The organism is Mesorhizobium sp. WSM4821, assembly GCF_055901555.1.
Map to the genome: position 1 here is coordinate 3,446,748 of NZ_CM148371.1, position 23,969 is coordinate 3,470,716.

At 61.4% G+C, this 23,969-nt stretch carries 26 protein-coding genes and 1 pseudogene; 14 read left to right on the forward strand and 13 right to left on the reverse strand.

The window, feature by feature from the left end:
* Positions 1-94 precede the first annotated feature (94 nt).
* The 4 genes from AC0NID_RS16585 to AC0NID_RS16600 all read left to right on the forward strand — a co-directional run bounded on the left by AC0NID_RS16585 (position 95) and on the right by AC0NID_RS16600 (position 4,576).
* On the forward strand, positions 95-1,618 hold the full coding sequence (locus tag AC0NID_RS16585; RefSeq protein WP_473454035.1) for a serine hydrolase: 1,524 nt from the start codon (positions 95-97) through the stop codon (positions 1,616-1,618).
* A 106-nt stretch (positions 1,619-1,724) separates the two neighbouring features.
* Positions 1,725-2,144, forward strand: a complete 420-nt coding sequence (locus AC0NID_RS16590) for a DOPA 4,5-dioxygenase family protein (protein ID WP_473453608.1) — start codon at positions 1,725-1,727, stop codon at positions 2,142-2,144.
* A 362-nt stretch (positions 2,145-2,506) separates the two neighbouring features.
* Entirely contained in the window at positions 2,507-4,279 is a 1,773-nt protein-coding gene (locus tag AC0NID_RS16595) for an adenylate/guanylate cyclase domain-containing protein (protein WP_473453606.1), read from the forward strand.
* A 144-nt stretch (positions 4,280-4,423) separates the two neighbouring features.
* Positions 4,424-4,576 carry a sulfotransferase gene (locus AC0NID_RS16600; protein ID WP_474033476.1) on the forward strand — a complete coding sequence of 51 codons (153 nt, stop codon included), beginning with the start codon at positions 4,424-4,426 and terminating at the stop codon, positions 4,574-4,576.
* 268 nt (positions 4,577-4,844) lie between these two features.
* On the opposite strand, the gene AC0NID_RS16605 is transcribed toward AC0NID_RS16600, so the two are convergent.
* On the reverse strand, positions 4,845-5,795 hold the full coding sequence (locus tag AC0NID_RS16605; RefSeq protein ID WP_473453604.1) for a transcriptional regulator GcvA: 951 nt from the start codon (positions 5,793-5,795) through the stop codon (positions 4,845-4,847).
* Between the two features lie 170 nt (positions 5,796-5,965).
* Between AC0NID_RS16605 and AC0NID_RS16610 the strand changes: the two genes are divergently transcribed.
* The 3 genes from AC0NID_RS16610 to AC0NID_RS16620 are packed head-to-tail and all read left to right on the forward strand — an operon-like array spanning position 5,966 to position 7,450.
* Entirely contained in the window at positions 5,966-6,166 is a 201-nt protein-coding gene (locus tag AC0NID_RS16610) for a DUF1127 domain-containing protein (protein WP_473453602.1), read from the forward strand.
* Positions 6,167-6,207: 41 nt separating this feature from the next.
* The gene (locus AC0NID_RS16615) at positions 6,208-6,669 is read left to right on the forward strand and encodes a VOC family protein (RefSeq protein WP_473453600.1); all 462 of its coding nucleotides are present in this window, start codon (positions 6,208-6,210) and stop codon (positions 6,667-6,669) included.
* Between the two features lie 49 nt (positions 6,670-6,718).
* Entirely contained in the window at positions 6,719-7,450 is a 732-nt protein-coding gene (locus tag AC0NID_RS16620; protein WP_473453598.1) for an SDR family oxidoreductase, read from the forward strand.
* Here the strand turns inward: AC0NID_RS16620 and AC0NID_RS16625 are convergent.
* Positions 7,447-7,683: a hypothetical protein gene (locus AC0NID_RS16625; protein WP_473453596.1), complete on the reverse strand. Its 237-nt coding sequence runs from the start codon at positions 7,681-7,683 to the stop codon at positions 7,447-7,449. The two genes, AC0NID_RS16620 and AC0NID_RS16625, sit on opposite strands and share 4 nt — an antisense overlap.
* 77 nt (positions 7,684-7,760) lie before the next feature.
* Here AC0NID_RS16625 and AC0NID_RS16630 point away from each other — a divergent pair, with 77 nt between their 5' ends.
* The 4 genes from AC0NID_RS16630 to AC0NID_RS16645 all read left to right on the forward strand — a co-directional run bounded on the left by AC0NID_RS16630 (position 7,761) and on the right by AC0NID_RS16645 (position 10,391).
* Positions 7,761-8,720 (forward strand): GlxA family transcriptional regulator, encoded by a 960-nt coding sequence (locus AC0NID_RS16630; RefSeq protein WP_473453594.1) that lies wholly within the window; start codon positions 7,761-7,763, stop codon positions 8,718-8,720.
* A gap of 87 nt (positions 8,721-8,807) precedes the next feature.
* Positions 8,808-9,509 carry a DJ-1/PfpI family protein gene (locus tag AC0NID_RS16635; RefSeq protein ID WP_473453592.1) on the forward strand — a complete coding sequence of 234 codons (702 nt, stop codon included), beginning with the start codon at positions 8,808-8,810 and terminating at the stop codon, positions 9,507-9,509.
* 113 nt (positions 9,510-9,622) lie between these two features.
* Positions 9,623-10,009, forward strand: a complete 387-nt coding sequence (locus AC0NID_RS16640) for a RidA family protein (protein ID WP_473453590.1) — start codon at positions 9,623-9,625, stop codon at positions 10,007-10,009.
* 67 nt (positions 10,010-10,076) lie between these two features.
* Positions 10,077-10,391 carry a hypothetical protein gene (locus AC0NID_RS16645; RefSeq protein ID WP_473453588.1) on the forward strand — a complete coding sequence of 105 codons (315 nt, stop codon included), beginning with the start codon at positions 10,077-10,079 and terminating at the stop codon, positions 10,389-10,391.
* Positions 10,392-10,453: 62 nt separating this feature from the next.
* Here the strand turns inward: AC0NID_RS16645 and AC0NID_RS16650 are convergent, their stop codons facing one another.
* Together AC0NID_RS16650 and AC0NID_RS16655 are read right to left on the reverse strand one after the other, a co-directional pair.
* Positions 10,454-11,272: a hypothetical protein gene (locus tag AC0NID_RS16650; protein ID WP_473453586.1), complete on the reverse strand. Its 819-nt coding sequence runs from the start codon at positions 11,270-11,272 to the stop codon at positions 10,454-10,456.
* Positions 11,273-11,282: 10 nt separating this feature from the next.
* Entirely contained in the window at positions 11,283-11,894 is a 612-nt protein-coding gene (locus AC0NID_RS16655) for a hypothetical protein (RefSeq protein ID WP_473453584.1), read from the reverse strand.
* A gap of 222 nt (positions 11,895-12,116) precedes the next feature.
* Here AC0NID_RS16655 and AC0NID_RS16660 point away from each other — a divergent pair.
* The 3 genes and pseudogenes from AC0NID_RS16660 (at position 12,117) to AC0NID_RS16670 (ending at position 13,285) form a co-directional block, all read left to right on the forward strand.
* A pseudogene (locus AC0NID_RS16660) lies at positions 12,117-12,537 on the forward strand (hypothetical protein).
* 105 nt (positions 12,538-12,642) lie between these two features.
* On the forward strand, positions 12,643-13,122 hold the full coding sequence (locus AC0NID_RS16665) for a tetratricopeptide repeat protein (protein ID WP_473453582.1): 480 nt from the start codon (positions 12,643-12,645) through the stop codon (positions 13,120-13,122).
* 25 nt (positions 13,123-13,147) lie between these two features.
* Positions 13,148-13,285 carry a hypothetical protein gene (locus AC0NID_RS16670; RefSeq protein ID WP_473453580.1) on the forward strand — a complete coding sequence of 46 codons (138 nt, stop codon included), beginning with the start codon at positions 13,148-13,150 and terminating at the stop codon, positions 13,283-13,285.
* A 272-nt stretch (positions 13,286-13,557) separates the two neighbouring features.
* Here the strand turns inward: AC0NID_RS16670 and AC0NID_RS16675 are convergent, their stop codons facing one another.
* The 9 genes from AC0NID_RS16675 to AC0NID_RS16715 all read right to left on the reverse strand — a co-directional run bounded on the left by AC0NID_RS16675 (position 13,558) and on the right by AC0NID_RS16715 (position 23,769).
* Complete coding sequence (locus AC0NID_RS16675) at positions 13,558-13,803, reverse strand: MoaD/ThiS family protein (protein ID WP_473453578.1); 246 nt, start codon at positions 13,801-13,803, stop codon at positions 13,558-13,560.
* 68 nt (positions 13,804-13,871) lie between these two features.
* Positions 13,872-16,130: a xanthine dehydrogenase family protein molybdopterin-binding subunit gene (locus AC0NID_RS16680; RefSeq protein WP_473453576.1), complete on the reverse strand. Its 2,259-nt coding sequence runs from the start codon at positions 16,128-16,130 to the stop codon at positions 13,872-13,874.
* Between the two features lie 2 nt (positions 16,131-16,132).
* On the reverse strand, positions 16,133-16,609 hold the full coding sequence (locus tag AC0NID_RS16685; protein ID WP_473453574.1) for a (2Fe-2S)-binding protein: 477 nt from the start codon (positions 16,607-16,609) through the stop codon (positions 16,133-16,135).
* Positions 16,609-17,469 carry an FAD binding domain-containing protein gene (locus tag AC0NID_RS16690; RefSeq protein WP_473453572.1) on the reverse strand — a complete coding sequence of 287 codons (861 nt, stop codon included), beginning with the start codon at positions 17,467-17,469 and terminating at the stop codon, positions 16,609-16,611. The genes AC0NID_RS16685 and AC0NID_RS16690 overlap by 1 nt, the downstream gene beginning before the upstream one ends.
* A 340-nt stretch (positions 17,470-17,809) precedes the next feature.
* Positions 17,810-18,745 (reverse strand): hypothetical protein, encoded by a 936-nt coding sequence (locus AC0NID_RS16695; protein WP_473453570.1) that lies wholly within the window; start codon positions 18,743-18,745, stop codon positions 17,810-17,812.
* 105 nt (positions 18,746-18,850) lie between these two features.
* On the reverse strand, positions 18,851-20,095 hold the full coding sequence (locus AC0NID_RS16700; RefSeq protein WP_473453568.1) for a GGDEF domain-containing protein: 1,245 nt from the start codon (positions 20,093-20,095) through the stop codon (positions 18,851-18,853).
* A 250-nt stretch (positions 20,096-20,345) separates the two neighbouring features.
* On the reverse strand, positions 20,346-20,978 hold the full coding sequence (locus AC0NID_RS16705; protein WP_473453566.1) for a TetR/AcrR family transcriptional regulator: 633 nt from the start codon (positions 20,976-20,978) through the stop codon (positions 20,346-20,348).
* A gap of 265 nt (positions 20,979-21,243) precedes the next feature.
* Positions 21,244-23,136, reverse strand: a complete 1,893-nt coding sequence (locus AC0NID_RS16710) for a putative bifunctional diguanylate cyclase/phosphodiesterase (RefSeq protein WP_473453564.1) — start codon at positions 23,134-23,136, stop codon at positions 21,244-21,246.
* Between the two features lie 102 nt (positions 23,137-23,238).
* Positions 23,239-23,769, reverse strand: coding sequence for a putative pterin-binding protein (locus AC0NID_RS16715; RefSeq protein ID WP_473453562.1), 531 nt, complete (start codon positions 23,767-23,769; stop codon positions 23,239-23,241).
* Positions 23,770-23,969: the final 200 nt, after the last annotated feature.

The following is a 23,969-nucleotide window of genomic DNA, read 5'->3' on the forward strand; positions in this document are numbered from 1 at the left end:
GGTTGGCCTTCCCTGCGCCGGCCTGTAGTATGACCAGTGCTTGCAGGGGAGGGCATCGAGCGTGGGGCTGGGTCGGAATTTCCGCCGTTTGGAGATGTGGGCCTTCATCGCCATCACGGCGCTTTCGCCGAAGGCGGCGTCGGCCGATACCATCACGCCCGACCGGATCGCTGCGGCCCTGTCGAAACTCGAATTGCTCGCCGAAGGCGCCGTCGCGGACGGTGGCGTACCCGGTCTCGCCATCGGGGTCGTGCATGGCGACGAGGTGGTCTTCCTTAAAGGGTTCGGGCATCGCGAGGCCGGCAAACCGGAGGCCGTCGACACTGACACGGTGTTCCAGATCGCCTCCCTCTCCAAGCCGGTCTCCGCAACGATAGTGGCGGCGCTGGTCGGCGAGCGGATTGTGGCCTGGGATTCGAAGATCGCCGACCTCGATCCGGCCTTCCGTCTGGCCGAGCCCTATCCGACCAGCGAACTCACGCTCCGCGACCTGTTTTCGCACCGCAGCGGGCTTCCGGGCACGGCCGGAGATGACCTCGAGGATATTGGCTATGACCGTGCAGAGATCCTGCGTCGTCTGCGGTTCGTGTCGCCATCGTCGAGCTTTCGTGTCGGCTACTCCTACAGCAATTTCGGACTGACCGAGGGTGCCGTCGCGGCCGCCAAGCCAACGGGCAGGCCCTGGGAGGAGATCGCCGAGGAGAGGCTCTACCGTCCGCTTGGAATGGCCTCGACCAGCTCCCGTCATGCGGACTTCATCAGGCAAGCCAATCGCGCCGCGCTACACGTCAAGATCGACGGGGACTGGACCGCGAAGGTGAAGCGCGATCCAGATGCGCAGGCGCCCGCAGGCGGCGTCAGCTCCACGGTACGCGACCTCTCGCAATGGGTGCGCCTCGTACTCGGCAGTGGGGTCTATGCCGGCAAGCCCCTTATTGAAGCCGATGCACTGGACCAGACGCATGTTCCCCTGATGGCGCGCGGCAAGAACCCAGTCTCCGGCGGCGAGTCCTTCTACGGCCTCGGCTGGAATGTCGAATTCGGCCGGCACGGCCTGAGCTGGGGCCATGCCGGCGCCTTCAGCGTCGGCGCCCGCACGTTGGTGACGCTCTTTCCCGAGCAGAAGCTTGGCATCGTGATCGTCGCCAACGCCTTTTCGACAGGCGTGCCGGAAGGGCTGTCCGACAGCTTCGCCGACATGGCCTTTGACGGAAAGGTCGAGAAGGACTGGATCAAGGCATGGGATGACGCCTATGCGGGCCTGTTCGGCCCGGCGGTCGCGGCGGCCAAGGCCACCTATGCCAAACCGCCCACTCCAGCGAGACCGGCCGGTCCGGCCAACGCCTATAAAGGCCGCTATTTCAACGACTTCATCGGCGATGCGGTTGTGTCTGGTGAGGGCGACGGCCTTGTGCTCAAGGTCGGGCCGGGCGGCTCCCGGTCCTATTCGCTGGAGCATTTCGACCGCGACATGTTCCTGACCTATCCGGACGCCGAGACGCCGGACGCGCCTTCTGGCGTAAGCTTCGTTGTCGGCCCCGACAGCAAGGCGTCGGCCATGACGATAGAGTTTCTCGACGGCAATCATCTGGGCACGCTGGCGCGCGTGGGTGACTAGGGTGGTAGTGAGACGATTGTCCCGGTCATCCCCCGCAATACGCGGCATCAATCGACAAGGTCGACCTTCCATGCTTCGGGTCTAATCATCGAAGGAGAGCATCAAGGTGAACGAAGACGCCGCCAGTCCAAGGTCGCTTTCGGAAATTGCCAGCTATCACGCGCATATCTACTACGACGGGCAGGCCGAGCGGCAGCATGCTGAATGGCTGCGCCTGCGCATCGGCGAGCGTTTCCGCGTGCGCCTGGGCAATTGGCGCGACGAGCCGGTCGGCCCGCACGAACAGGCCATGTACCAAGTCTCCTTCGCCACCGGGATTTTCGCCACGCTCGTTCCGTGGCTGATGCTGAACCATGGCGGCCTGAGCATCCTCATCCACCCCAACACCACCAACCCCAAGCGCGACCATCTGGTCGACCCGATCTGGATCGGGCAGGCGTTGGTGGTGAAGGGCGAGGTACTTGGCGAGGAGGATGAGGCGGAGGAGGCGCTGGAGGTGAATACGGAGCCGACGCTGGGGGCCTAGGGGGCGTAGAGGGGCGAGTTCGGCATATGAGGTTCGGCGTCGGAAATCGCGTGTTCCTGCAGTGCAGTTTAGACGGGCATGACCGGCCGCTTTGCGCCCATTTCGGCCTAACAGGCAAAGATCGTCGTTACCCTGAACCGGACACCATTAAGCTGAGGGCCGTGGTTGCGACTCTCCCCGATCAGGGAAACATTTCCCTCTATCCAAGCCCCATGGAAGGCACGAGACTCGACCATGAGTGGGACGGCTCAGCCCATACCAAGACGCAAGAATTTAGGGTACCTTTCTGGGACTGAGCTGTCGCGACTTATGGTCGGGTCGCATCATGTGGGAGACCTTTCTCCAATCTCAAAGCCGCTTCCATGCGTCGATCGCTTTTTCAGAAGTATTTTCTAGTCTTGTTCGCGGCGGCCATTTTTCCAATGGCTGCCGGTGGCATCAGCAACACGTGGTTCAGCTATGTCGACCAGCGAGCGATCCTCAGTGCCCTGCTGCGGTCCGAGGCAACTTCGGCGGCTGACAAAATTGAGAGCTATCTTGACGGCATCAAGATTTCGCTCGGCTCCACGATCCCGGAGGACGTGTGGGCCAATGCCAGCGTGAAACAGCTTCGGCTTCTTGTCTTGCGAGCGATGCACCAGGTCCCGGGAATTCTCAGCATCAGTCTTGTCGACGGTACTGGCGCGGAGCGGCTGCACATCTCTCGCACTGGCTCAAACAGGACGGAAGGCGGGGCGGATCGCTCGGGCGATCCCGCTGTCGTCGGCGCCAGGACGGCGAAGGTCTGGTATGGCCCAGTCATTTATCGCCAGGGTTCCGAACCGTCGGTAACTATGGCGATGGCGAACTACGACGATACAGTCCTAGAAAACACGATCATCGCCGAAATCAGTCTGAAACCTGTCTGGCTCATCGTTTCCGAGATTCGCGTCGGCCGCACCGGCCAGGCATTTGTCGTCGACCAGACCGGCCACCTCATCGCTCACCCCGCGATCAGCAAAGTGATGCAGGGCGCCGACGAGAAAGCAGCGTTGGCACTGCGCGGATTGCGGGATGCGATCGCCGCCGCGGGCGGCACTGCGATTGCAAGCCGCAACGCCGAGAATGAACGCGTTGTGACCGCTGGCGCGCCGGTTACCGCGGCCGGCTGGACGGTATTTGTCGAGCAGGCTCAGGCAGAGGCTTTTGCACCCCTATACGCTTCATTGTGGCGGACCGGCTGGTTGTTGCTCCCCGCCACAGTCCTTGCGGCGGTACTCGCATATTGGCTTGCCAGACGGATGAGCGGGCCCATCCGATTGCTGGAAGAAGGCGCCCTCAAGATCGGTGCCGGACAGTTCGATCACCGGATCAACATTGTCACTGGAGACGAACTTGAGCGGCTGGCTGCGCGGTTCAACCAAATGGCGCAGGAACTCGCCATATCGCGGGACCGCGATGAGCGAATGATGCGTTTGAAGCGCTTCCTCGCACCGCAGGTGGCGGAGCTTGTAGAAAAGGCTGGCGACGAGAAAGTGCTCGCCGGACAGCGCGCGGAAGTGGTCGCTGTTTTTTGCGATTTGCGTGGCTTCACCGCATTTTCGGCGCACGCTGAGGCTGAGGACATCATGCAGCTCTTGCGTGAGTACTACGAGGCGCTCGGCGTGATCATCACCCGGTATGAGGTGACGCTGACCAGTTTTTCTGCGGATGGATTGATGATTCTCGTCAACGCCCCGGTTCCATGTGAAGAGCCGGCGCTTCATGCCGTAAAAATGGCTGTCGACATGCAAGATTCCACACAAGAGCTCATATCTGGATGGCGGCAGCGTGGTTATGAGATTGGCTTCGGCATGGGGCTCGCTATGGGGTGGGCAACGGTGGGTCGAATTGGCTATGAGGCCCGCGCTGACTACACCGCAATTGGCAATGTCGTGAACTTGGCGTCGAGGCTGTGTTCGTCCGCTGAAGATCGACAAATCCTTATCGATTATTCCGTGACGCGCCATTTGCCTGGCAACATGCCGATCGTTGACCTCGGTACTCGCCAGTTCAAAGGCCTTGAAGGGCACATTCGCGTCTACAATGTTGAGACGCAAGGGATCGAGCGGCCGAATTTAGATCCTGCTGCGAATGACGCCACGGCAAAGGGCTAGGCCCCTCTGCATCGACGTCCGCTATCGTTCTTCCCTGCACCACAAGCGGACCACTGCTATCGGCCCCAATTCTGCCCGTCTTCGGCGGCCGGCCGCACGATCGCCAATGCGATCGCCGTCTACGAAGCCAATGTAAGGGCGGTCATTGCGACAGTGCCGCCGGGTCGGCTGCTGGTCCACAATCTGGGAGACGGATGGGAGCCGCTCTGCCTGCATCTCGGTGTGCCGGTGCCGGACCAGTCCTATCCCAATCGCAACAACACCAAGGACTTTCAGTCGGCCCTTGCACAGAACTAGTCTGACCGTATGCAATGGGTCAGGTCACGACGATGCTCGCGACGACGGTCAGAACCTGAGGTGGGGTAGCGTCACTTTTTAACCCACAACGGCCGCCGTCCCATCAATTTTCAACGACGGCTTTGCGCCCAGTCACTTAGCTCAGCTCTGCCACTACCTGAAAGCTGACCTGCCGACGGAACGCTTTGCGATTAGCGAGATTAACGGCTGTTCAGCACTAAACACTGAATTTGAAATGACACAGGCTCGCGTAACATGCGGCACGACATTAACGGCGATCGCGTGGACGAGAGGGGCGATCAGGCACAGGAGAACGCCTGTGTGCATCAGGCTGATCAGCCCGCATCTCGGCAAAGATCCAGTCACGGAATGCCTTAACCTTCTTCTGCCGCAGCGCGCCTTCCGGATAGACGACGTAATATTTCGACCGCGATTTCAGTGCGAGGTCGAAGGGCCGCACGAGCCTCCCTGCCGCGAGGTCAGCAGAAACCAGCGAGCTCCGGCCGAGCAGCACGCCTTCGCCGTGCACCGCCGCCTCGACGGCATAAGTGGCGGAATCGAACTTCACGCCGCTGCTCGAATTTATGCCTTCGACACCGGCGTGTTGCAGCCACGTCGCCCAGTCGATGCGGAAATTGTCGTGGATAAGCGTGTGATGTTTCAGGTCGCGCGGCAAACGGAGCGAATGCTCCCCTTTCAGCAGCTCCGGACTGCAGACGGGTGAGACATCCTCCTCGGACAAGAATTCCGACACTACCCCTTCATAACCGCCGGCGCCGTAGCGGATGGCGATATCGATACCGTCGCGAATGAAATCCGCTAGCACACCGGATGTGGCGAGCCGCACATCGATGTCGCGATTGTCGCGGTGGAACCGATACAGCCGCGGCACCAGCCAGCGCCCGGCAAAACCGTCCGACGTACTGACGGTCAGCACATTCGCCGAGCGCGCCGCTGTGGCGACGAGCGTCGCTGCACCGATCCGGTCCAAAGCCGCGCCGATTTCCGCAGCGTAGATGGCGCCCGCGGGTGTGAGCTTAACGGACCGTGTTCCCCGCTCGAACAGCTGCACGCCGAGCCTGTCCTCGATGTTGCGGATCGCCCGGCTGATCGCGCCGTGCGTCAGGTTCAGCTCCGCCGCGGCATTGGTGAAGCTCAAATGGCGGGCGGCGGCGTCGAAGGCCGGGAGAGCGGTCAGAGGCGGGAGTTTCCGGGGCATGGCTATTTGTGAGCGTTGATCACAAATCCTGCACAATTACTCGTTTGTCGTCCAGCCCCGAATTGCCCAGATTACAGCCATTCCACCCGCCGCCAACACCGGCGCAACCGTGAAAGGAACAAGCTGTGAGCACTGTTCATGCAACATTAAACACCTGCGGACCCGTCGAAATGACCCGCGTCCACTCTCCGCTGGAGGCATTCAACGCGCTGCGCAACGTCGCGACCGCGTTTGCCGCCCGCCTGACCGCCGGCATCCAGCACCGCTGGACGATGCGCACCTTTGACCGCTTCTCCGACCGCCGCCTGCGCGACCTCGGCTTCGAGCGCGACTGGGACGGAACGGTCATCCCGATCGTCGACGGCAAATAACTCAACCGCGTCCTCCCCAACAATCATTAAGGACAAGAGCCATGCCAAAGATCTTCCCCCACCTCTGGTTCCAGAACCAGGCCGAAGAGGCGATGGAATTTTACATATCCGTGTTCAAGGACTCGAAGGTCCTGAGAACGACAAACATCCCGGACCCCGAGATCTCAGTCATGCGCTTCGAACTGGCCAAGCTGCCGATCGTTGCTCTCAACGCGAACTCGCCGACGCGATACAGCGAAGCGTTCTCCTTCCTCGTCGAGACTGAGGACCAAGACGAGACCGATTATTACTGGAACGCGCTGATTGCCGACGGCGGCAAGGAACAGCCCTGCGGCTGGCTGACCGACAAATTCGGCGTCTACTGGCAGGTCACGCCGACCGCGCTCTTGAAGATGCTTTCAAATCCAGACCGCGAGAAGGCGGAGCGCGTTCTGCAGGCCATGTACAAGATGAAGAAGATCGTCATCGCCGACCTCGAAGCGGCTGCCGCCACCTGCGGCTGACGGCCCTCATCTATCATCCACCACCACATCATTTTATCGGAGCAATGTCATGACGTCTCTCGACGGCAAGAAGATTCTTATTTTTGGTGGCAGCCGCGGCATCGGCCTCGGCGTCGCGAAGGCAGCACTCGAACGGGGCGCGGAGGTGTTCATCGTCGGCCGCTCGCCGGAAAAACTGAAAGCGGCCGAGAAGGTGCTCGGCAAAAGCGCGAAGGTGCACGGCATCGCAGCGGACATGACGAAGGAGGCAGACGTCGCCCGCGCCTTCAAACAGGCCGGCGCGATCGATCACTTCATGACGACGGCCGGTACGCCGCCACCCAACGACTCGATCGGCGATATCGACATCGACGCAACGCGCCGCTTCATCGACGAGAAGATGATCAGCTCGATGACGCTCGCCAAGCACGCGTCGAAAGCCTTGAAGCGCGGCGGCTCAATGACGTTCACGTCCGGCATCAACAAGGACAAGCCGCCGGTCCCCGGCGGCTCGGTGGTGGCTGCCGTCGCCCAGTCGTTCGACGCCTTCGCTCGTGCGCTGGCACTCGAACTTGGACCGACGCGCGTCAATGTCGTCTCACCTGGTTGGGTCGACACGCCGATGTTCGACGAGATCGTCGGTGACGCGAAGCACTGCTATTTCGAGGAACTCGCTGCCCGCCTGCCGTCCGGCCGCATCGCCAAACCCGCGGACGTCGCGCCCGCCTACATATACCTGATGGAGAGCGACTTCACGACCGGCGAGACGGTGCACATCGACGGCGGCCACCGGCTGATCTAGCGAAGCTCGCCCGAAGTCGATGCAAGGGATGCGCCGATCGGCCGGCGAGCGCGGATGTCGATGATCTCCTCGCTCGCCAGCCCGATGTCCGCCAGCAGGCGATCGTCGAGATGCGCGACGCTGGCGAAGCGTTTGCGGCGGTGCCAATGCTCCGGCGCTGTCAACAGATCCAATGTTCTGGCGAGTGCGTGAAGTACCAGATCAAGGCTCTCGGTGATCACATGCGTGTTCATGAGGATTCTCCTTTCCGCATTTGACTGCCGAAGTATGAGCACTATAGCCATTGTCCCCCTCGTTTCAGGCCATAGCGATGACACGACAGATTGGCGTCCTGATCTATCCCGAGTTCCAGCTGCTCGATGCAACCGGACCTATCTCCACGTTCGAGCTCGCGACGCGTTTTGCGCCCGATGCCTACCGCATCCGGTTGTTCGCCGAGGAGCCGGGGCTGGTGAGAAGTTCTTCAGGGGTCGCCCTGCAGGCCGAACCCTTGCCCAACCGGCCTCTCGATACCCTCGTCGCGGTTGGTGGTAATGGCTCGCTCGCCGCAGCGGGATCGGCAAAAACCATCGCGTGGATCAAGAAAGCAGCGCGTAGTACACGGCGCGTCGCGAGCGTCTGCGACGGAACCTACCTGCTCGCAGCCGCCGGCCTGCTCGACGGGCGCAAGGCGACCACGCACTGGGAGGTGAGTGCCGATTTCGCCCGGCGTCACCCGAAGGTGCGGCTGGACGTGGAGCGCATCTTTATCAAGGATGGCAATATCTGGACCTCCGCCGGCATCACGGCCGGCATCGACCTGGTGCTGGCGCTGATCGGTGAGGATCTTGGCGAAGAGGTTGCGCGGCGCACGGCGCAGAAGCTGGTCGTCTATCATCGCCGGCCGGGCGGGCAGTCGCAATTCTCCGGATTGATCGAGGTGGATCGTCAAGACGGGCGGTTCGCCGAACTGCTCGACTGGATGCGTTTACATCTGGACGAGCCGCTCACGGTCGAGCGGCTCGCCGATGAAGCCGCGATGAGCCCGCGCCACTTCTCTCGCGCCTTCACTTCGGAGACCGGCATGACGCCTGCGAAGGCCGTGGAGCGGCTGCGCGTGGAAGCTGCGCGGGCGCGCGTCGAAAGTTCGAGCGATCCGATCGACCAGATCGGCCTTGCGCTCGGCTTCACGGACCCAGAGCGCATGCGCCGCGCATTCGTTCGAGCATTCGGCCAGCCGCCGCAATCGCTCAGACGTGCCGCGCGCGGCGCTGGCGTAACGCTGAACTGAATGGCAGGAAACGAGGGAAGTTAGACATTTCTGCCCTGGCGCCCGTGTGCATACTTGAACCCATCGATCAAACGAGGAGTTCAGATCATGACCCACACGACCACACACATCGTCTTTCCCATCTTCGACCGGATGACGCAGCTCGACTTCACGGGACCGCATCAGGTCTTCAGCGGCGTCTCCGACGCCCGCATCACTGTCGCCTCGGTGGAGGGCCGGGACGTTGAAGCCGTCGGCGGTCCTGTCTTCACCCGGCTCACCGATCTCAGCAAGGTCGAGAGCTGCGACGTGCTGTGCGTGCCGGGCGGCTCCGGCACCAGCGACGCGATCACCGATGAAGCCTACATGCGCGAGATCCGCCGCCTCGCCGGCAGCGCGAAATACCTGACGTCGGTTTGCACCGGCTCGTTCATCCTTGGCGCTGCCGGACTGCTCAAGGGCAAGCGCGCCGCGACGCACTGGGCACGGCGCGAGCTTCTGCCGGCCTTCGGTGCAATCCTCGACGAGCGCCGCGTGGTGCGCGACGGCAATGTGATCACCGGCGGCGGCGTCACCGCAGGCATCGACTTCGCGCTTACCGTCGTCGCGGAGATCTTCGGCCGGGATACGGCCGAGGCGCTTCAGCTTCGCTACGAGTATTCTCCGGCGCCGCCGTTCGAAACCGGCCGGCCGGAAGATGCGCCGCGCGAGTTCGTCGCGAGCGTGCGGCAAAGTCTCAGCAAGTCCGAGGCATCGCTGCGCGCGGCGATCGACAAGGTGCTGGGTGCGAAGGTCTCTCGCGTCGGCTAATCGATCGCAGGCAACACGCCACGACAGCGACCGTGGGGCACCAGGCGGACGGAGTGTCCGACCGCTCCGTCTGCCAACTTGGCAACACAGGCCCCACAGAAAGGACCAGCATCATGCTAAAACGTGTTTCTACGACTCCAGACGTCTACGAGCCTTTCCTCCTTTCCGAGGGCATCCGCCTGGGCGACGTCCTCTACATATCCGGACAAGCCGGCTACGACGATGACGGCAAGATCGTCGGCGGAGGGTTCCGCGCTCAGGGAGAGCAGGCGTTTTTAAACTTGCGCCGCGCGCTCGAAGCAGGAGGCTCGAACCTCGCTCATGTGGCAAAGGTCACGATCTACCTGACGGACATGGGCTACTTCAAAGAGGTGGTCGAGCTGCGACGGAAATACTTCTCCCCGCCTTATCCCGCCAACACGATTGTCGAGATCAAGGCGCTCTACACGCCCGAGGCAATGATCGAGATCGAGGCGGTCGCAGCCGTCGTCACGACTTGAAACGCAAAACGATGAACCGGAATCGGAGCGGCCTTCGCGCCGCGACGACGAAAACAGGAGCGAGACAATGTCAGTTTATTTGTTCGCTTATCATGGCGCCCGTCTGCCGCGAGACAACGCCAGGGAAGCCGATGCGATCACCGTCTGGCGTGTCTGGATGGACCAGCTTGGCGATGCACTGGAAGGCAGCAACAACCCGGTCAACGTCACCAAGACAATCAACGCCGGCGGCTCCGTCAGCGACGGTGGTGGAGTCAATCCCGTCGCCGGCTTGAGCTTCGTCACCGCAGACAACATCGACGCCGCTATCAAGGCCGCCAAGACATGTCCGCAGCTCGCGGCCGGCGGCTCGATCGAAATCGCGGAACTGATACCCAGATAGGTGACGCCGTACTGAATGATCTACGAGCGCAGGTCTAATGCCTCTTGTCCTGTGCTCGCGACTTATTTGGTGTAGCCGCCGCCAAGGCGTGATGCCGTGATCGGAATTGTTTGGGCAGGCATGCCCGCAACCATGTGAGCCAACGCGACCTTACCCTCGTCAGTGTTGGACCAGAAGGCCTTGCCAACATCATCCAGAAGCCAGATCGTTTTTGCTGCTTCCGACAAGCTCGGCCCATTATCAGCTGAGAGATACCAATCGGCCTGACCGCGGGTGCTCCAAATCAAAAGCCGCTGGCCGCTGCCCTCAAATCTGTATTGCTTGTCGCCGGGCCAGCCATTGGTCCTCACGTCTTCGCGAAAGCCGAGGCGCAACCGCTCAAGGGTTGCTTCGGTAAGCGGCACGTTCTGTGCCTGGATCAGAAAATTGGACGCCAAGACCAAACCCCAATCCCAGATGCCGGAATAGATGTAGTCCGAGAATGTATCGCTGTGCGGCTGCCAGCCGGTGAGACCGTCAAGGTCGTAAGTCACCACAACGGGTGGATCATCAAGGTCGTCCGACTGTACTGCCCACAGACACACGCCCTGATTCTCGGTGCGAATGTGCAGCAATCCCTCCGACACCAAGTCGCGGGCCTCGTCGTGTTTCCTGCCTATGCGAGAGGGTCGCCCCAGATCGTCTAGCACGACCGGCGGATCCTGATTGCTGTAGGTCTGCAAAATGGCGCACGCCCCCTCGCGCATGTACCAATCGCGAACGGCCGCAGGAAGGGAGCGGCCAATGCGCGCCTCGACGTCGGCGATTTTTACGACACCGGCCGCGGATATTTCGGGGACTATCGGCAGGAGGCGCAGCGCTTTGTCGTGAAATCCCGTCATGATCGGTCCCTCATCGTATGATCTGCGGAAGCGAGCAGTCCGCGACCAGCAAGCGATCGAGATTGGGCAAGGCGCAATGCGGCACGCCGATCGCGTCTAGATAGGTCGAGAGCATCTCCGGTGTCAGCCGGTCACGCTTTCGTCGAGATCCGTAAGCATCGACATTTTCGAACGCGTATGGCGCGCCGAACTGCTGGAACACCCATTTGCCGCCATCATTGGCCGCCGCGATGCTGCGACGCACGTGCAATGTCTCTTCTGGCGCCGCATGATCGTACACCTCGAACACCGTTGCAGGATACTTCCCCAACGAATACGACGCGCGAACGACAAGGCACCGGAGATCCCGACAGGCATGGAACGGCAAGACCCCAAGGTCGGTTCCCAGCGGTCCATTGTCCAAAAGCAAGGTCCACGCGCCGTTTTCCATCAGCACATATCGGTTCAGGATGCTCGCTGGCTGAACCAGGGCAAGGACCTGATTCAGGGATGATGCCGAAAGCTGTTTCAGGCGCCACTGCGAACCGAGGGCCTTGACCAGCCAAGCGCCAAGTTTATCAAGCGGGCACGCGAAAAAGCCAACCGTACTGGCAGCTGGCTGCGCTGGCGATGGAAGCAACATCGGGGCACCCACGTTCGTGGTAACCAATCGAACTCTAACGTTTTTCACACGAAAGTCTCGGCAGCCGAAGTGGGTCTCCTGGATCGGGTATCTCGGCTAGGCCGGGAACATACTTAAGCGGCAGCCGGTCGATCACCTGCAGCACGCCGTCTCTCGGCCGCAACGGCTCATCCTTAATTTGTTGGCCTACCTTTCCGACCAACTTTTGATGGGGAGGAAGCAATGGAAGCCGTCAATCGTAGATCCACTTTTGCACTCGGTCTTACAGTGGCCGCAACCCACTGATCGCTTGGGCAACCCCAGCCGCCGCACAGACTTACGGCCCCTATGAGGGCAAGGAGGTCGGCCCCGGTGTCAGAGTTGTAGCACTTGGTGAGCGGACTTCGGTCATACCAGCTTATAAAACGGTCATGCTACGCGATGTTGTTATCCAACCCGGGGCGAGGACGCCGGACAACATGATGACGAACGACATGCTCTGCCACATGACTGAGGGAGAACTTTCGGTCGTTCACAACAAAGAAAAGTTCACAATCAAGAAGCGCGATGTTGGGCCTGCGCTAACGGCGCTACGACAGAAGGCACGCAGAACACGAGCAGTGCGTTCGCGATTATGCGGGTCATCGATTTGATGCCCGTATGAGGTAAGCGATGGATGGAAGTGCGGCTATGGCCGCCCTAACGCGCCGTTGAACTCGACCCGGGGCTCGCGCGCGCTTGGGTCGAGCTCTATCACGCGTATGGCGTCATGCCCAGTTTCGGCGCCGATTTCGAGAGTAGCTTCGAGCTTGCAGCCGAGGCTGCTGAACGAGCGGTCATACTCGATCCGAGCGACGCGGAGGCGCACGCCGTGCTGGGCTTCAGTTTTGGCGACAGGAACGATCTTGCACGCGCCAAGATGGAATTCGAGACGGCGCTACGCATGGCGCCGAACCAGTTCGAAATTCTGACCTTCTACGCTTTCCTGGCATCCAGCTTCGGCGAGCCGCAGCGCGGCGCCGAGATGGTCGATCAGGCAATCCGCCTTAACCCGAACTACCCGATTTGGAGTAGGAGGCCCTTGGCTGCCGCCTATTTCATGGCCGGACGCTATGAAGACGCGCTTCGCATGCAGGATCAGATGGGTCCGGAGAACTACGGTCGACGGATGTGGGTGTATCGTCCAGCCGCGCTGGCCGCCACCGGCCGCGAAAACTGCTCTCACACAAGAACTGAAATGGTTTCCTGACCTTACCATAGAGGGATTTGTGAGTATGCCTGATACAAATGAAGACGACAGGCGACGGCTCATCGAGACCATGCGGCTCGCCGGTTTCCCGCCTTGTGCAAAACCAGAGGCGCTGGCCCGTTTCGAAAAGCCTGTGCGCCTGCCAGAATGCATCGAGCGCTGAGTCAATCTTGAGCCCGTAGGGCGGGAGCGGCAACGTCGAAGGCCTGACTTGGTCCGGTCCTTGCGGCCGCGCGTCGCAATAGCAAGCGACGTGGTAGGGGGCAGATGACGTCGCCATGAACCGCCGACAGGACCAAGATGGCTCAGGTTACGACGATGCCCGCGCCCAACCTTAGTGCCCGCTCTGGACGATCCGCAGACCGAAGCGGCCGGACTGTTCTCGGCCCCATCAACGACGTTCGAGGCCTTGATGGTGGGCGATGGCGGAGGCAGCTACCCCCCAGCCAACCGCGGCAGCAGAAAAATCTCCGCCTCTTTTGGCAATTCCTTCGACCACGTATCCCGATAAATCGTGCCATCGATCGCAACCGCGATGCCCTTATCGATCAAGGGCTCGAGGCCGGGATACTGCTCAGCCAGTTTCCTGAACAGCTCCCGAATATCCTTGGCCTCGATCTCGACCTTGTTCTTGCCTCCGGCGAGCGCGCCAAGCGATCCCCAGAGCGTTACTTCGACCATCAGCGCCGGGCCCTTATTGGAGCATGATGTCTGTCCGAAAACCGCTGCGCACTTTTCGGCATCATGCTCTAGCGTTCAGCCTCGATCGCCGCCAGAATCCGTGGCGGCGACATCGGTATATGCGTCATGCGTACGCCCGCGGCGTTCGACACCGCATTGGCGATCGCCGCCAGCGGCGGCACGATCGAGGTCTCGCCGACGCCACGCACCCCGTAAGGATGGTTGGGATTGGGAATCTCGAGGATCTGCGTGTCGATCATCGGCAGGTCCGAGCAGACCGGGATGCGATAGTCGAGGAAGCCGGGGTTTTGGAGCCGCCCGTCCTTGCCGTAGATATATTCCTCGTTGAGCGCCCAGCCGATGCCTTGCGCGGCACCGCCCTGATACTGCCCCTCGACATAGGTCGGGTGCACCGCCTTGCCGGCGTCCTGGACGACTGTGTAGCGCAGGACCCTTGTGGCGCCGGTCTCGGGATCGACCTCGATATCGCAGATATGGGTGGCGAAGGACACGCCGGCGCCATCGGCGACGAGCTCGCTGTGGCCGGCGATCGGCCCGCCGGTCGTGCCCGATTTGGCCGCGATCTCCTTGAGGGACAGCGCCGCAAGGTTGCCGTACTTCTCGCCTTTGGCGATGGCGTGACCCTTTTCCCAGACCACGTCCTCGACCGGGATGTCCCACGTCTGCGCGGCACGCTCGCGCAGGATCTTGATGGCGTTGCGTGCGGCCGAAATGGTCGCCATCGAGGAGGAGAAGGTGCCGCGGCTGCCGTCGGTCATGTCGTTGTAGCCGAGACTGGAGGTGTCGGCGACCACCGCCTTGACCTGCTCATAGGCGATGCCGAGTTCCTCCGCCGCGACCAGCGACAGCGACGCGCGCGAACCACCCACATCGACGGTGCCGACGGCTAGCGAGACCGAGCCGTCCATGCCGATGTTGAGGTCGGTGCAGGTCTGGCCGCCGAAATTGAACCAGAAGCCGCAAGCCATGCCACGGCCCTGGTTCTTGCCCAGCGGCGCCTTCATGTGCGGATGGTTCTTCGCCGCTTCCAGCGTCGGGGCGATGCCGATCGGGCCGTATACCGGGCCGTAGGACGATCTGGTGCCTTCCCGGGCGGCGTTCCTGATGCGGAACTCGACCGGGTCCATGCCGACCTCCTTGGCCAGCTCGTCGACGGCACTTTCCACCGCGAACGCCGCCATCGGCGCCGATGGCGCGCGATAGGCCGCCGTCTTCGGCCGGTTGACCAGCACTTCGTAGCCGACCGTCTTGACGTTATCGAGCCTGTAGCAGGCAAACGCGGTCATGGCGCCGAGCTCGGCCCACATGCCGGCATAGGGGCCGCAGGAATAGCGCAGCGTCGCCTCGGCCGCGGTGATCGTGCCGTCCTTGCGGGCGCCGATCCTGACGTCGATCGAAGTGGCACTGGTCGGCCCCGAGGCGCGGAACACCTCGTCGCGCGTCATGACAAGCTTGACCGGCCGGCCGGCCTTGCGCGACAGCGCCAGCGCCACCGGCTCGGCCCAGACATGGGTCTTGCCGCCGAAACCGCCGCCGATCTCCGAGGAGGTGACGCGCAGCTTGGAAGCTTCCATGCCAAGCAGTTGGGCGCAATGCTGGCGATAGACGAAATGGCCCTGCGTGCAGACCCAGAGGTCAGCGGTGCCGTCGGAGCTGAAATTCGCCACGCAGGCATGCGGCTCGATATAGCCCTGGTGCGTCTGCTCGGTCTTGAACGAGCGCTCGACGACGAAATCGGCCTGGCCGAAACCTTCATGGACGTCGCCATGGCCATACTGGGTGCGCTTGGTGACGTTGGAAGGCTTGACGGGCTTCTCCTCGAGGCCTTCGGTGAAGATGGCGTCGTTGAGCACGGGCGCCGAGTGCTTCATCGCCTCGTCGACATCGGTCACATGCGGCAGCACTTCATAGTCGACCTCGATCAGCTTCAGCGCCTGCCTGGCGGTGCGGGCATCGACCGCGGCGACCGCGGCCACCGCATGGCCGTCATAGAGCGCCTTCTTGCGCGCCATGCAGTTGTCGAGGATGTCGTACATGGCGGCATCGCCGTCGGTGAGGTCGGGCAGGTCGGCGGCGGTGATCACCGCCTTCACGCCGGGGAGCTTCTGCGCCTTCAAGGTGTCGATCTTCCTGATCGTGGCGTGCGCGTGCGGGCTTCTCAGAACACGCCCGACCAGCTGGCCGGCCATGTTGAAGTCGGCGCCGTAGCGGGCGCGGCCCGTCACCTTGTCGACGCCGTCGGGACGGATGGGGCGGGTGCCGACCGAGGTGAAATTGCGCCCCGCGAAACGTGGATCGAAATTCATCGTCAGGCTCCCTTCATCACGCTTGCCGCGTCCTGGACGGCGCGCACGATCTTGTCGTAGCCGGTGCAGCGGCAAAGGTTCCCGGCGAGGCCGAAGCGGATTTCCTCCTCGGTCGGGTCGGGGTTCTTGGCCAAGAGGTCCTTCGCCGCGATCAGGAAGCCCGGCGTGCAGATGCCGCATTGCAGCGCTGCGTGCTCGAGGAACTTCTGCTGCAGCGGATGCAGCCTGTCGCCATGCGCCATGCCCTCGATGGTTTCGACGCGCCGGCCCTCGGCCTCGGCGCCGAGCACCAGGCATGAGCACACCAGCCGGTCGTCGAGGATGATGCTGCAGGCGCCGCAGTCGCCGGTGCCGCAGCCTTCCTTGGCGCCCGTCAGCCCCAGGCGGTCGCGCAGCACATCGAGCAGCGTCTCGTCCGGTTGGCAAAGGTACTCGACATTGTCGCCGTTGATTGTCGTTGAGATTGCTACACCAGCCATCATTTGCCTCCTGCACGTGCATAGGCGGTCGTGGCGGCCCGCCTGGCCAGCACACCCGCAACTTTCCTTCTGAACTCGACGGTGCCACGCTTGTCGTCGATGGGCCGGCAGGCCCCCGAACAGACCTTGGCGAGCCGCTCCAGCGCTGCTTCATCCAGCTTCCTGCCGATGAGGGCCTCGGCGGCCTCGTCCACCAGCAGCACCGTCGCGGCCACGGCGCCCAGCGCCACGCGGGCCGATTTGACGACACCTTGCTCATCGAGCGTCAGGTTCACCCCGGCGCTTACCACGGCGATGTCCATCTCAGTACGTGGAATGAAACGCAGATAGGCATCGCTGGAGCGCGGCGGACGCTTGTCGAGCAGGATCGCCTCGATGATCTCTCCCTTGGCGAGTGACGTCTTGCCTGGCCCGGTCGGCACGGCTTCCACGGCAACCGTGCGCCTGCCTCCTGGCCCGGCTATCAATGCCCTGGCGCCGGCGGCTACCAGCGCCGGCACGCTGTCGGCCGCCGGCGAGGCGTTGCACAGGTTGCCGACGATTGTGCAGCGACCCTGCACCTGCTTCGAGCCGATCAGCTTCGCCGCCTCGACGACGCCCGGCCACGCCTTATTCAGGGCCGCGTTCTCTCCCAATACGGCGCAGGGGACCGCAGCACCGATGCTGAAGCCGTCCGCCGTTTCGCGGATTTCACTCAAGCCCTCGATCGTCTTGATGTCGACAATCAGGTCGGGTTCGATAAAGCCGCCCTTCATCCTCACCAGGAGGTCGCTGCCTCCGGCGAGAATGGCGGCCGTGCCGCCCGATCCGGCCAACTGGCCAACGGCATCTTCCATTGAAAGCGGACGTATGTAGCGCATCGTCTCCCCTTGAACATCGAAATCCTGTCGGCCTGTTATAGAGCCTCGGATCGGGATGGCTATCCTCTTCCGCATTCCCGGCGATTGGGCCAGGCGCCGCAAGATCGAGTCCCAATCTACCGTGCGGACTATATCGCATCAACGAAACGGGCGGCCCGAGCGGGAAATCACAACGACACCGCTTTAGAGCGGCTCCCTGTATGGCAGAACTGGGCACTTTCTCGTTCCAAACGACGAGACAACATTCCACCCCCATATCGGCCATCGGCGGTAGCGTCAGCTGGCTGACTCTGAGCCCTGGAGCGCCGGGGCGGCGAGCCTTTCCGGCTCGTTACTCAATTCAGGACGCCGGACCGAACTGCAGCAATTTGAAGCAGTCGCCGCTTCCCGACGCCAACTGCGTCAGGAAGGGCTTCGACCGATCGATCCATTCCTGGTGCGACCTGGCGTCGGCTTCGATCTCGTTGACCGGTCCAAGGTTGACGAAGCTGCGCCCCTCGCTGAAAAGCCAGCACGCACGGCCGAGAAGTCTCCTGCTGCGCTGGCGCAAGAGATCAGCATCATAAAAGATGTCGAGCACCTCCTGCTTGATCTTCCGCTCCTTTTCGGGATTGGCGACCGCGATTTCGATTGATTCTCCGCCGATCGCATCCTGCAGGTCCTTGTAGTCGAGGGCGAGCTGAGTGGTGGCATATTTGATCTCGCTCTCATCCCGGACGATGTTGAACCACAGCGCGGGATCGAGTTCGTTGACGACGAACGATGCTTCGAAATCGCGCGATAGGTTCAGGATCTCGAACGCTTGGACCTCAACGTCGCGCTCAACCAAAAGGATACTGGCGACCTGCTTGCCGAGTTCCGCCCCGTGTGCGCTGATCGCGGCGTTCGTCCCACCGAGTTCCGGACTGATGTAGGGCCTGCCATCATCCAGCAGCGCATCGAATTCGCCGAGGTATTCGACGACGGCGGCGCCGCGAGCAATGCGTGCGGCCAGTTTGGCGAGAACCAGCTGGAGCTCCGTTTCGCGTTTGCGCTGGTCCTGATAATTCTGCTGAAAAAAGAAGATGAACAGGGAAACGCCAATCCCGATCAGGATCACGCCGAGCTGGGAAAAGATATTGCGATAATATTCCAGCAGCTTTTCGCGATGGCGCATGTCGTGGCGTACGCTGTGTGCCACACGAACATTGACGATCAGCGAAAGGATCAAAAGCCCGGCACCGACCAGGATGAGGCCGCCGATGAGGAAATAGCCATGGCCTGAGCTGAAATCCATTCTTCTGCCGCGCCCCTGAAGCCCCAGATCGCGCAGACTAATACCATTCCGCTTCAACACCTATGTTTTCGTAGGCGCGTCAAACCCAGGAAATGCGCGACGGTCTCACCGTGTCGACTGAATATGTTTGCGCCCGGATTCCGATCTGTGGAGTATCACTCGGTTGCGGCCGGTTTGCTTGGCAAGATAGAGTGCCGCATCCGCCTGACGCTGTAACTGCTCCGGTGAGATGGCCTCGTCAGCCGCCTGGACCGCAACTCCAATACTGAGAGTGACGCGGCGCGACACGCGAGATGCGGGGTTGGGAAGAGCGGCGGCCTCAACGCTTTCACGAATTCGCTCAGCCACAGAGATGGCCTCTTCCTCGTCCACCCTGGGCAGGAGCACGAGGAATTCTTCGCCGCCGTAGCGGGCCACGTGATCGCAATCGCGCCTCACGTTTTCCCGGATAATGTTGGCGACCTCGACCAGACAGCGATCGCCCTCGGCATGGCCGAGGTGATCGTTCAGCTTCTTGAAGTGGTCAATGTCGCACATCAGCATAGCGGCACCGTCCGGGCATTTTCTGCCACCGCCCCATAGGTGGTCGAGCGTTTCCGTCATCCAGCGCCGGTTGGCGATGCCGGTGAGCGGATCGGTACTCGCCAGGAGCTCCAGCCGATCGTTCGCTTCCGCCAGTTCGGCGACTCTGCGCCGGTCGCGAAGCTCAAATAGGAAAGTCTTCTGAGCGAGAATTGTCATGATGCGCCGCGCCGCGACCGTTGCGAAGATGCCGCTGGCGAAAAACAGCGTCGCAGCCACGGCGCTGCCAAATTCGATGCCCGGATTCCGCAGCTGAAAACCGAGATAGAGACCGAGCGCCAAGGCGGCAATAGTCACCGTCCAGGCGAGCGGGATGCCAAAGATGATGATGGCCGTAATGGCCACGAACAGCATGACGTTCAAGTGCCGTTCGTAGAACTCGCCACCAGCGCTGACGCCGACCAATGCAACCGACAACAAGATGAGAAACATGCCCGCGATCAGCGAAGCCCCTTGGAGCCAGGGCGCCTGGGGCTTTCGCCAGACAAGGACGACGACCAGAACGACGGGCGGAATGATGGCGCCAGGCAGGAGCATGGACAGCGCGATCGCCCTTGGAAGCATCAACATGTTGAGCGCCAGCGTCAGCACATCCAAGAAAGCCACCCAGATCATCCAGGCGCGGATGATTTTTGCCGTTTGCGACCAGACACGTGCTCGAAACAGGCGTTTGATCTCGCCTTTGAGACGGATATCGCGCGTGCGGCGCGCCAGAAGTCGGTCAACTTCCGCAGTTATGGCAGGGTCATCCTGCACTTCGAGGTGCATCCGATCTGACAATCGATTGGCCCTTAAACTGCTTTCTCCTGAAGATCCATCCGAGTGATCCGGTCGTCGGCGATGGGCAAGGATGCCAAGTTATCCTGAAGATTTGATTTCTAGCGGAAACTGATTTGCGTATTCAGTTATAACCCGACTTGAGCCCTTGCGCGAAGGTCGGCTTTGGAAGCGCCGGGAATATCAAGAAATGGCGAAAAGCGGACTTCGTTCTAGCGCCGCGCTTTCGGCGGCCCAGCCTTCACTCGCCACCCTTCGCAGATTTCGCAGCCCCAAACCGCAGCCCGTCCATCAAGAGCGAGACCAGCCGGCGCGAGCGGTCGCGCCAGTCCTCGGTGTCGGGCGCCGAATAGATGCCGCCCAGCGCGTGCAGCACATCGGAGGCGTCGACGTCGCCGCGGATCGAGCCGTCGGCCGCCGCCGCGTCGACCAGCCGCCGCAAGGCTAGCGACACCCTGCCGGACATGTCCGAGAACAGCGTTGAATTGGTGTTGAGCAGGATGCGCAGGCTCGTGGCCAGGCCGCGCTTGGTGGCGATGTAGTCGACAAAGCGCTGCATCCATTGCTCGAGCGCGACTTCGGGCCGATGATGCAGGGCGAGTTCGTCTGCGGCGTGGCACAGGCTTTCCACTTCGCGCCGGTAGACCACCTCGACCAGATGCTCGCGCGTCGGAAAATGCCGGTAGAGGGTGCCGATGCCGACGCCGGCCTGGCGCGCGATCTCCTCCAGCGAGGCATCGACGCCATACGCCGCAAAGGCAGCTGCCGCGACCTCGACCAGCGCGTCGCGGTTGCGCTGGGCGTCGGCGCGCAGCCGCTTTGCCGCCGCGGTTTCGGCCTTGTCTCCAAGCGTGGCGGGCGGCTGCGAGGCCAATCTTCTCTCCAATATCGGTCCGGGCTTGAACCGGGCAGGGGAGGGTCCGGCTGGCCCGTTAATATAATCACGGGATCGAGTATGTCATGTCCTTCGAGCCCGCAAGCCTGCTTCCGGTCGCGACCGACTGCCAGTGCAGATCGGCAAAATGGCCGGACACCGGTTAAAGCGCGTCGCGTCTGAAAGGATTCATGCGACGCGCTTTGAGTTCTTGTTATGCATGCCGCTATCCCAAAACCGCTGCGCACTTTTTGGGCGGCATGCATTAGGCAGATAGGCTCAGCCTGAACTTGTCCGCGTCTTTCATCCGGCCTTGCCTGGCGATCAGGTGTTTTGTCAGCAAATTTTCTTCGATGGGCTGTGACATGAAAAACCCCTGAGCGCTGTGACATCGCTCGGCGATCAGGAAATCAAGCTGCGTTTCGTTTTCCACGCCCTCCGCCACAACGGTCAAACCGAGGGAATTGGCTAGCGCTATGATGCCTCGAACAATGTTCTGTTTCTTCTTCGACGATTCCAGGCCGCTCAAGAACGATCGGTCGATCTTCAGCTGATCCAGGTTGAAATCGGCAAGGTAGCCGAAACTTGAATAGCCGGACCCGAAATCGTCGAGTGCCAGGCCGACCCCGATATTCCGAATTTCCGCCAGGGTGTTCAAGGCGTTTCGGCTGTTCTGGATAAATACCCCTTCCGTTATTTCCAGTTGCAGGCGCGACGGCGGCAGTCCTGTCTGCTGCAACACCAGAAGGAGGTGGGCGAAGTATGCGTCGTTCTGAAGGCTCTTGCCCGAAAGGTTGACCGAGCAAACAAAATCATCGGCGCAAACAGGCATCCATCGAGCTGCCTGCAGGCAAGCCTTGCTCAACACAACCTTGTCGATTTCCAGTATCAGGTCGCTTCGTTCGGCGGTTGGAATGAACGACACCGGCAGGCGAATCGCCGCCGCGGCGGGGTCGCGCCAACGCACAAGCGCCTCGGCGCCGGTCATGCGGCCGGTCGCCAGCTCGAATTGCGGTTGCCAGACCAGGAAGAACTCGTCGCAGTTGAGCGCCCGCTTGATGCCGGCCTCCTCGCCAAGCTGCATGTTGAACTGATTGAGGATTGCAGGCGAAAACGTGACGAAGCCGGAGCGTCCTTCAGCTTTGGCTACATAAAGAGCACTGTCAGCGTTGCGCAACAGGGTGGAAATATCCGAACCATGCTCGGGAAAACATGCCATGCCGATGCTGGCTCCCATGCGCACGTGATGGCCTTCGAGTTCGGCAAACCGGTTCAATTGCTCCCGAAGCCGATCTCCGAGAGCATCGGCTGCGGCGTGCCGGTCGCCAATCGCCATGATGGCAAACTCGTCTCCGCCCAAACGGACAGCGACCACTTCGTCGGGCCGTTCGACCGATTGCAGGACTTCGGCTACGGCTTTCAGCAGCAGATCACCGATATGATGACCGAACGTATCGTTCACGCTCTTGAAATGATCCAGGTCTATCAGGAAAAGCCGGAGTTGCTTGCCGGCCAGCCTTGCTCGGTCCAGCATCACGTCCCTGTTGGCTGACATCCAGGCACGATTCTTCAATTCCGTCGTCGCGTCGCGCCAGGCCAGAAATTCCAGTTTCTTTATCGTTTCCCGACGACCGATAAGCAATACGGCAGTTCCGATCGCCAGCAGCGACAAAACCGCCAAGGCGAAAGCAATCTGGTAATTGAATCTATTCAGACTTTTTTCTGTGGAATAGAGGTCTACGTTGATCTCATCTCCATACTTATAATATTCGTCATTCATCCTCTCCACGAGATTCTCGAGCTCAAGCCCCGTTTCTTTCAGGTTCTTTTCGTCGAGAGGCAGCCCTGCCGCGATCATGGCATCAAGCCGTGTCACCGCGTCGACGACACGCGGCACGATACTTGCGTAGGCGGGAATTTCGCTCGTTGTCCCGGTGCCGTCGATCCGCTTGAAACGAATGTAGACCAGGTCGTTCGCCGCCGATAATTGCTCAAGGCTGTCCGCGGACCCCGGGGCGGCCTGGGCGAGCGAAGTCATGTCCCTGAGGTGGGTTACGTCGCGTATCGCAATGTGGAACTCGCGGACGGCGAAAAAGCCGAACCGAGGCAGCGATGATTCGATCTTGCTCAGGCTGAGAAACAATACGGTGATCAACACGGCCGAACAGCCTACGGCAGCCGCAATGGCGGTCCCGTAGGTGAGCGGAACGCGCCAGCCTCTCGGGCCAAATCGTACCATGCGAGCCACGCCGGAGCTCGATCAGCCGCCGGGCTCGAGCGTCTGGATCAGCCAGACCCATCGCGGTTTGTGGACTGGCGTATCGAAGGCCGGATGGTCATTGAGCGGGTAGACCAGCCGGGTGGGACCCTGCATGCGCCGGGTCAGCAATTTTCCGTCCTGGCGGGTGGCAAGCAGGAGAGGGCCTTGCGTCCAATCTTCGCGCGGAATTATCTGTACGTATTCGTCCACCGCCCGCAATGTAACGGAATCCTCGCCCTCCAATCCAACGAGCTTGAGCACATCGCGGAACAGAACGCCTTCAAATGTAAGCTCGCCCTTTTCATATGGGCTTGGTGTAGTGACCCTGTAGAGACCGAGCTTTTCCAGATGTCGCAGGGTAACCGGAACCGACTTGCCGTCCTTCTGAACATTAAAAGCCACCGTGTCTGGCGGCTCCGGGAGATCAGCCGGTTCCAAAGCCCTCGCCGGCAGAATGCCAAGCGCCAAAACCGCCAGTATGATGAGACTGCGCCTAAGCGGCAAAAGTCCGGTGTTGAGCAAGGATGACATGCAGCAATCCTTTCTTCTCGATGGGCAAGCACCCAGCCGTTGTCTGACCTTCATTCGGCCAGACCGGTTACAGGGCGCAGACTGGTCACAGTGCCATCAATGCTTAATTTTTCCGTTAGCTTTTGTTCAGGTGGGCGGAGACCGTTGTTCCGATGCAGGCTTCTGAGGCCGCAGAAGGTCGGACGGTCTCAAACCGGCAG

Excerpts from the sequence above, each read along its gene's own strand:
- AC0NID_RS16585 (WP_473454035.1), top strand. The coding sequence starts at position 95 with ATGTGGGCCTTCATCGCCATCACGGCGCTTTCGCCGAAGGCGGCGTCG.
- AC0NID_RS16595 (WP_473453606.1), top strand. The coding sequence starts at position 2,507 with ATGCGTCGATCGCTTTTTCAGAAGTATTTTCTAGTCTTGTTCGCGGCG.
- AC0NID_RS16605 (WP_473453604.1), bottom strand. The coding sequence starts at position 5,795 with ATGCCCCGGAAACTCCCGCCTCTGACCGCTCTCCCGGCCTTCGACGCC.
- AC0NID_RS16610 (WP_473453602.1), top strand. The coding sequence starts at position 5,966 with ATGACCCGCGTCCACTCTCCGCTGGAGGCATTCAACGCGCTGCGCAAC.
- AC0NID_RS16615 (WP_473453600.1), top strand. The coding sequence starts at position 6,208 with ATGCCAAAGATCTTCCCCCACCTCTGGTTCCAGAACCAGGCCGAAGAG.
- AC0NID_RS16620 (WP_473453598.1), top strand. The coding sequence starts at position 6,719 with ATGACGTCTCTCGACGGCAAGAAGATTCTTATTTTTGGTGGCAGCCGC.
- AC0NID_RS16625 (WP_473453596.1), bottom strand. The coding sequence starts at position 7,683 with ATGAACACGCATGTGATCACCGAGAGCCTTGATCTGGTACTTCACGCA.
- AC0NID_RS16630 (WP_473453594.1), top strand. The coding sequence starts at position 7,761 with ATGACACGACAGATTGGCGTCCTGATCTATCCCGAGTTCCAGCTGCTC.
- AC0NID_RS16635 (WP_473453592.1), top strand. The coding sequence starts at position 8,808 with ATGACCCACACGACCACACACATCGTCTTTCCCATCTTCGACCGGATG.
- AC0NID_RS16640 (WP_473453590.1), top strand. The coding sequence starts at position 9,623 with ATGCTAAAACGTGTTTCTACGACTCCAGACGTCTACGAGCCTTTCCTC.
- AC0NID_RS16645 (WP_473453588.1), top strand. The coding sequence starts at position 10,077 with ATGTCAGTTTATTTGTTCGCTTATCATGGCGCCCGTCTGCCGCGAGAC.
- AC0NID_RS16650 (WP_473453586.1), bottom strand. The coding sequence starts at position 11,272 with ATGACGGGATTTCACGACAAAGCGCTGCGCCTCCTGCCGATAGTCCCC.
- AC0NID_RS16655 (WP_473453584.1), bottom strand. The coding sequence starts at position 11,894 with ATGTTGCTTCCATCGCCAGCGCAGCCAGCTGCCAGTACGGTTGGCTTT.
- AC0NID_RS16665 (WP_473453582.1), top strand. The coding sequence starts at position 12,643 with ATGCCCAGTTTCGGCGCCGATTTCGAGAGTAGCTTCGAGCTTGCAGCC.
- AC0NID_RS16670 (WP_473453580.1), top strand. The coding sequence starts at position 13,148 with ATGCCTGATACAAATGAAGACGACAGGCGACGGCTCATCGAGACCATG.
- AC0NID_RS16675 (WP_473453578.1), bottom strand. The coding sequence starts at position 13,803 with ATGGTCGAAGTAACGCTCTGGGGATCGCTTGGCGCGCTCGCCGGAGGC.
- AC0NID_RS16680 (WP_473453576.1), bottom strand. The coding sequence starts at position 16,130 with ATGAATTTCGATCCACGTTTCGCGGGGCGCAATTTCACCTCGGTCGGC.
- AC0NID_RS16685 (WP_473453574.1), bottom strand. The coding sequence starts at position 16,609 with ATGGCTGGTGTAGCAATCTCAACGACAATCAACGGCGACAATGTCGAG.
- AC0NID_RS16690 (WP_473453572.1), bottom strand. The coding sequence starts at position 17,469 with ATGCGCTACATACGTCCGCTTTCAATGGAAGATGCCGTTGGCCAGTTG.
- AC0NID_RS16695 (WP_473453570.1), bottom strand. The coding sequence starts at position 18,745 with ATGGATTTCAGCTCAGGCCATGGCTATTTCCTCATCGGCGGCCTCATC.
- AC0NID_RS16700 (WP_473453568.1), bottom strand. The coding sequence starts at position 20,095 with ATGCACCTCGAAGTGCAGGATGACCCTGCCATAACTGCGGAAGTTGAC.
- AC0NID_RS16715 (WP_473453562.1), bottom strand. The coding sequence starts at position 23,769 with ATGTCATCCTTGCTCAACACCGGACTTTTGCCGCTTAGGCGCAGTCTC.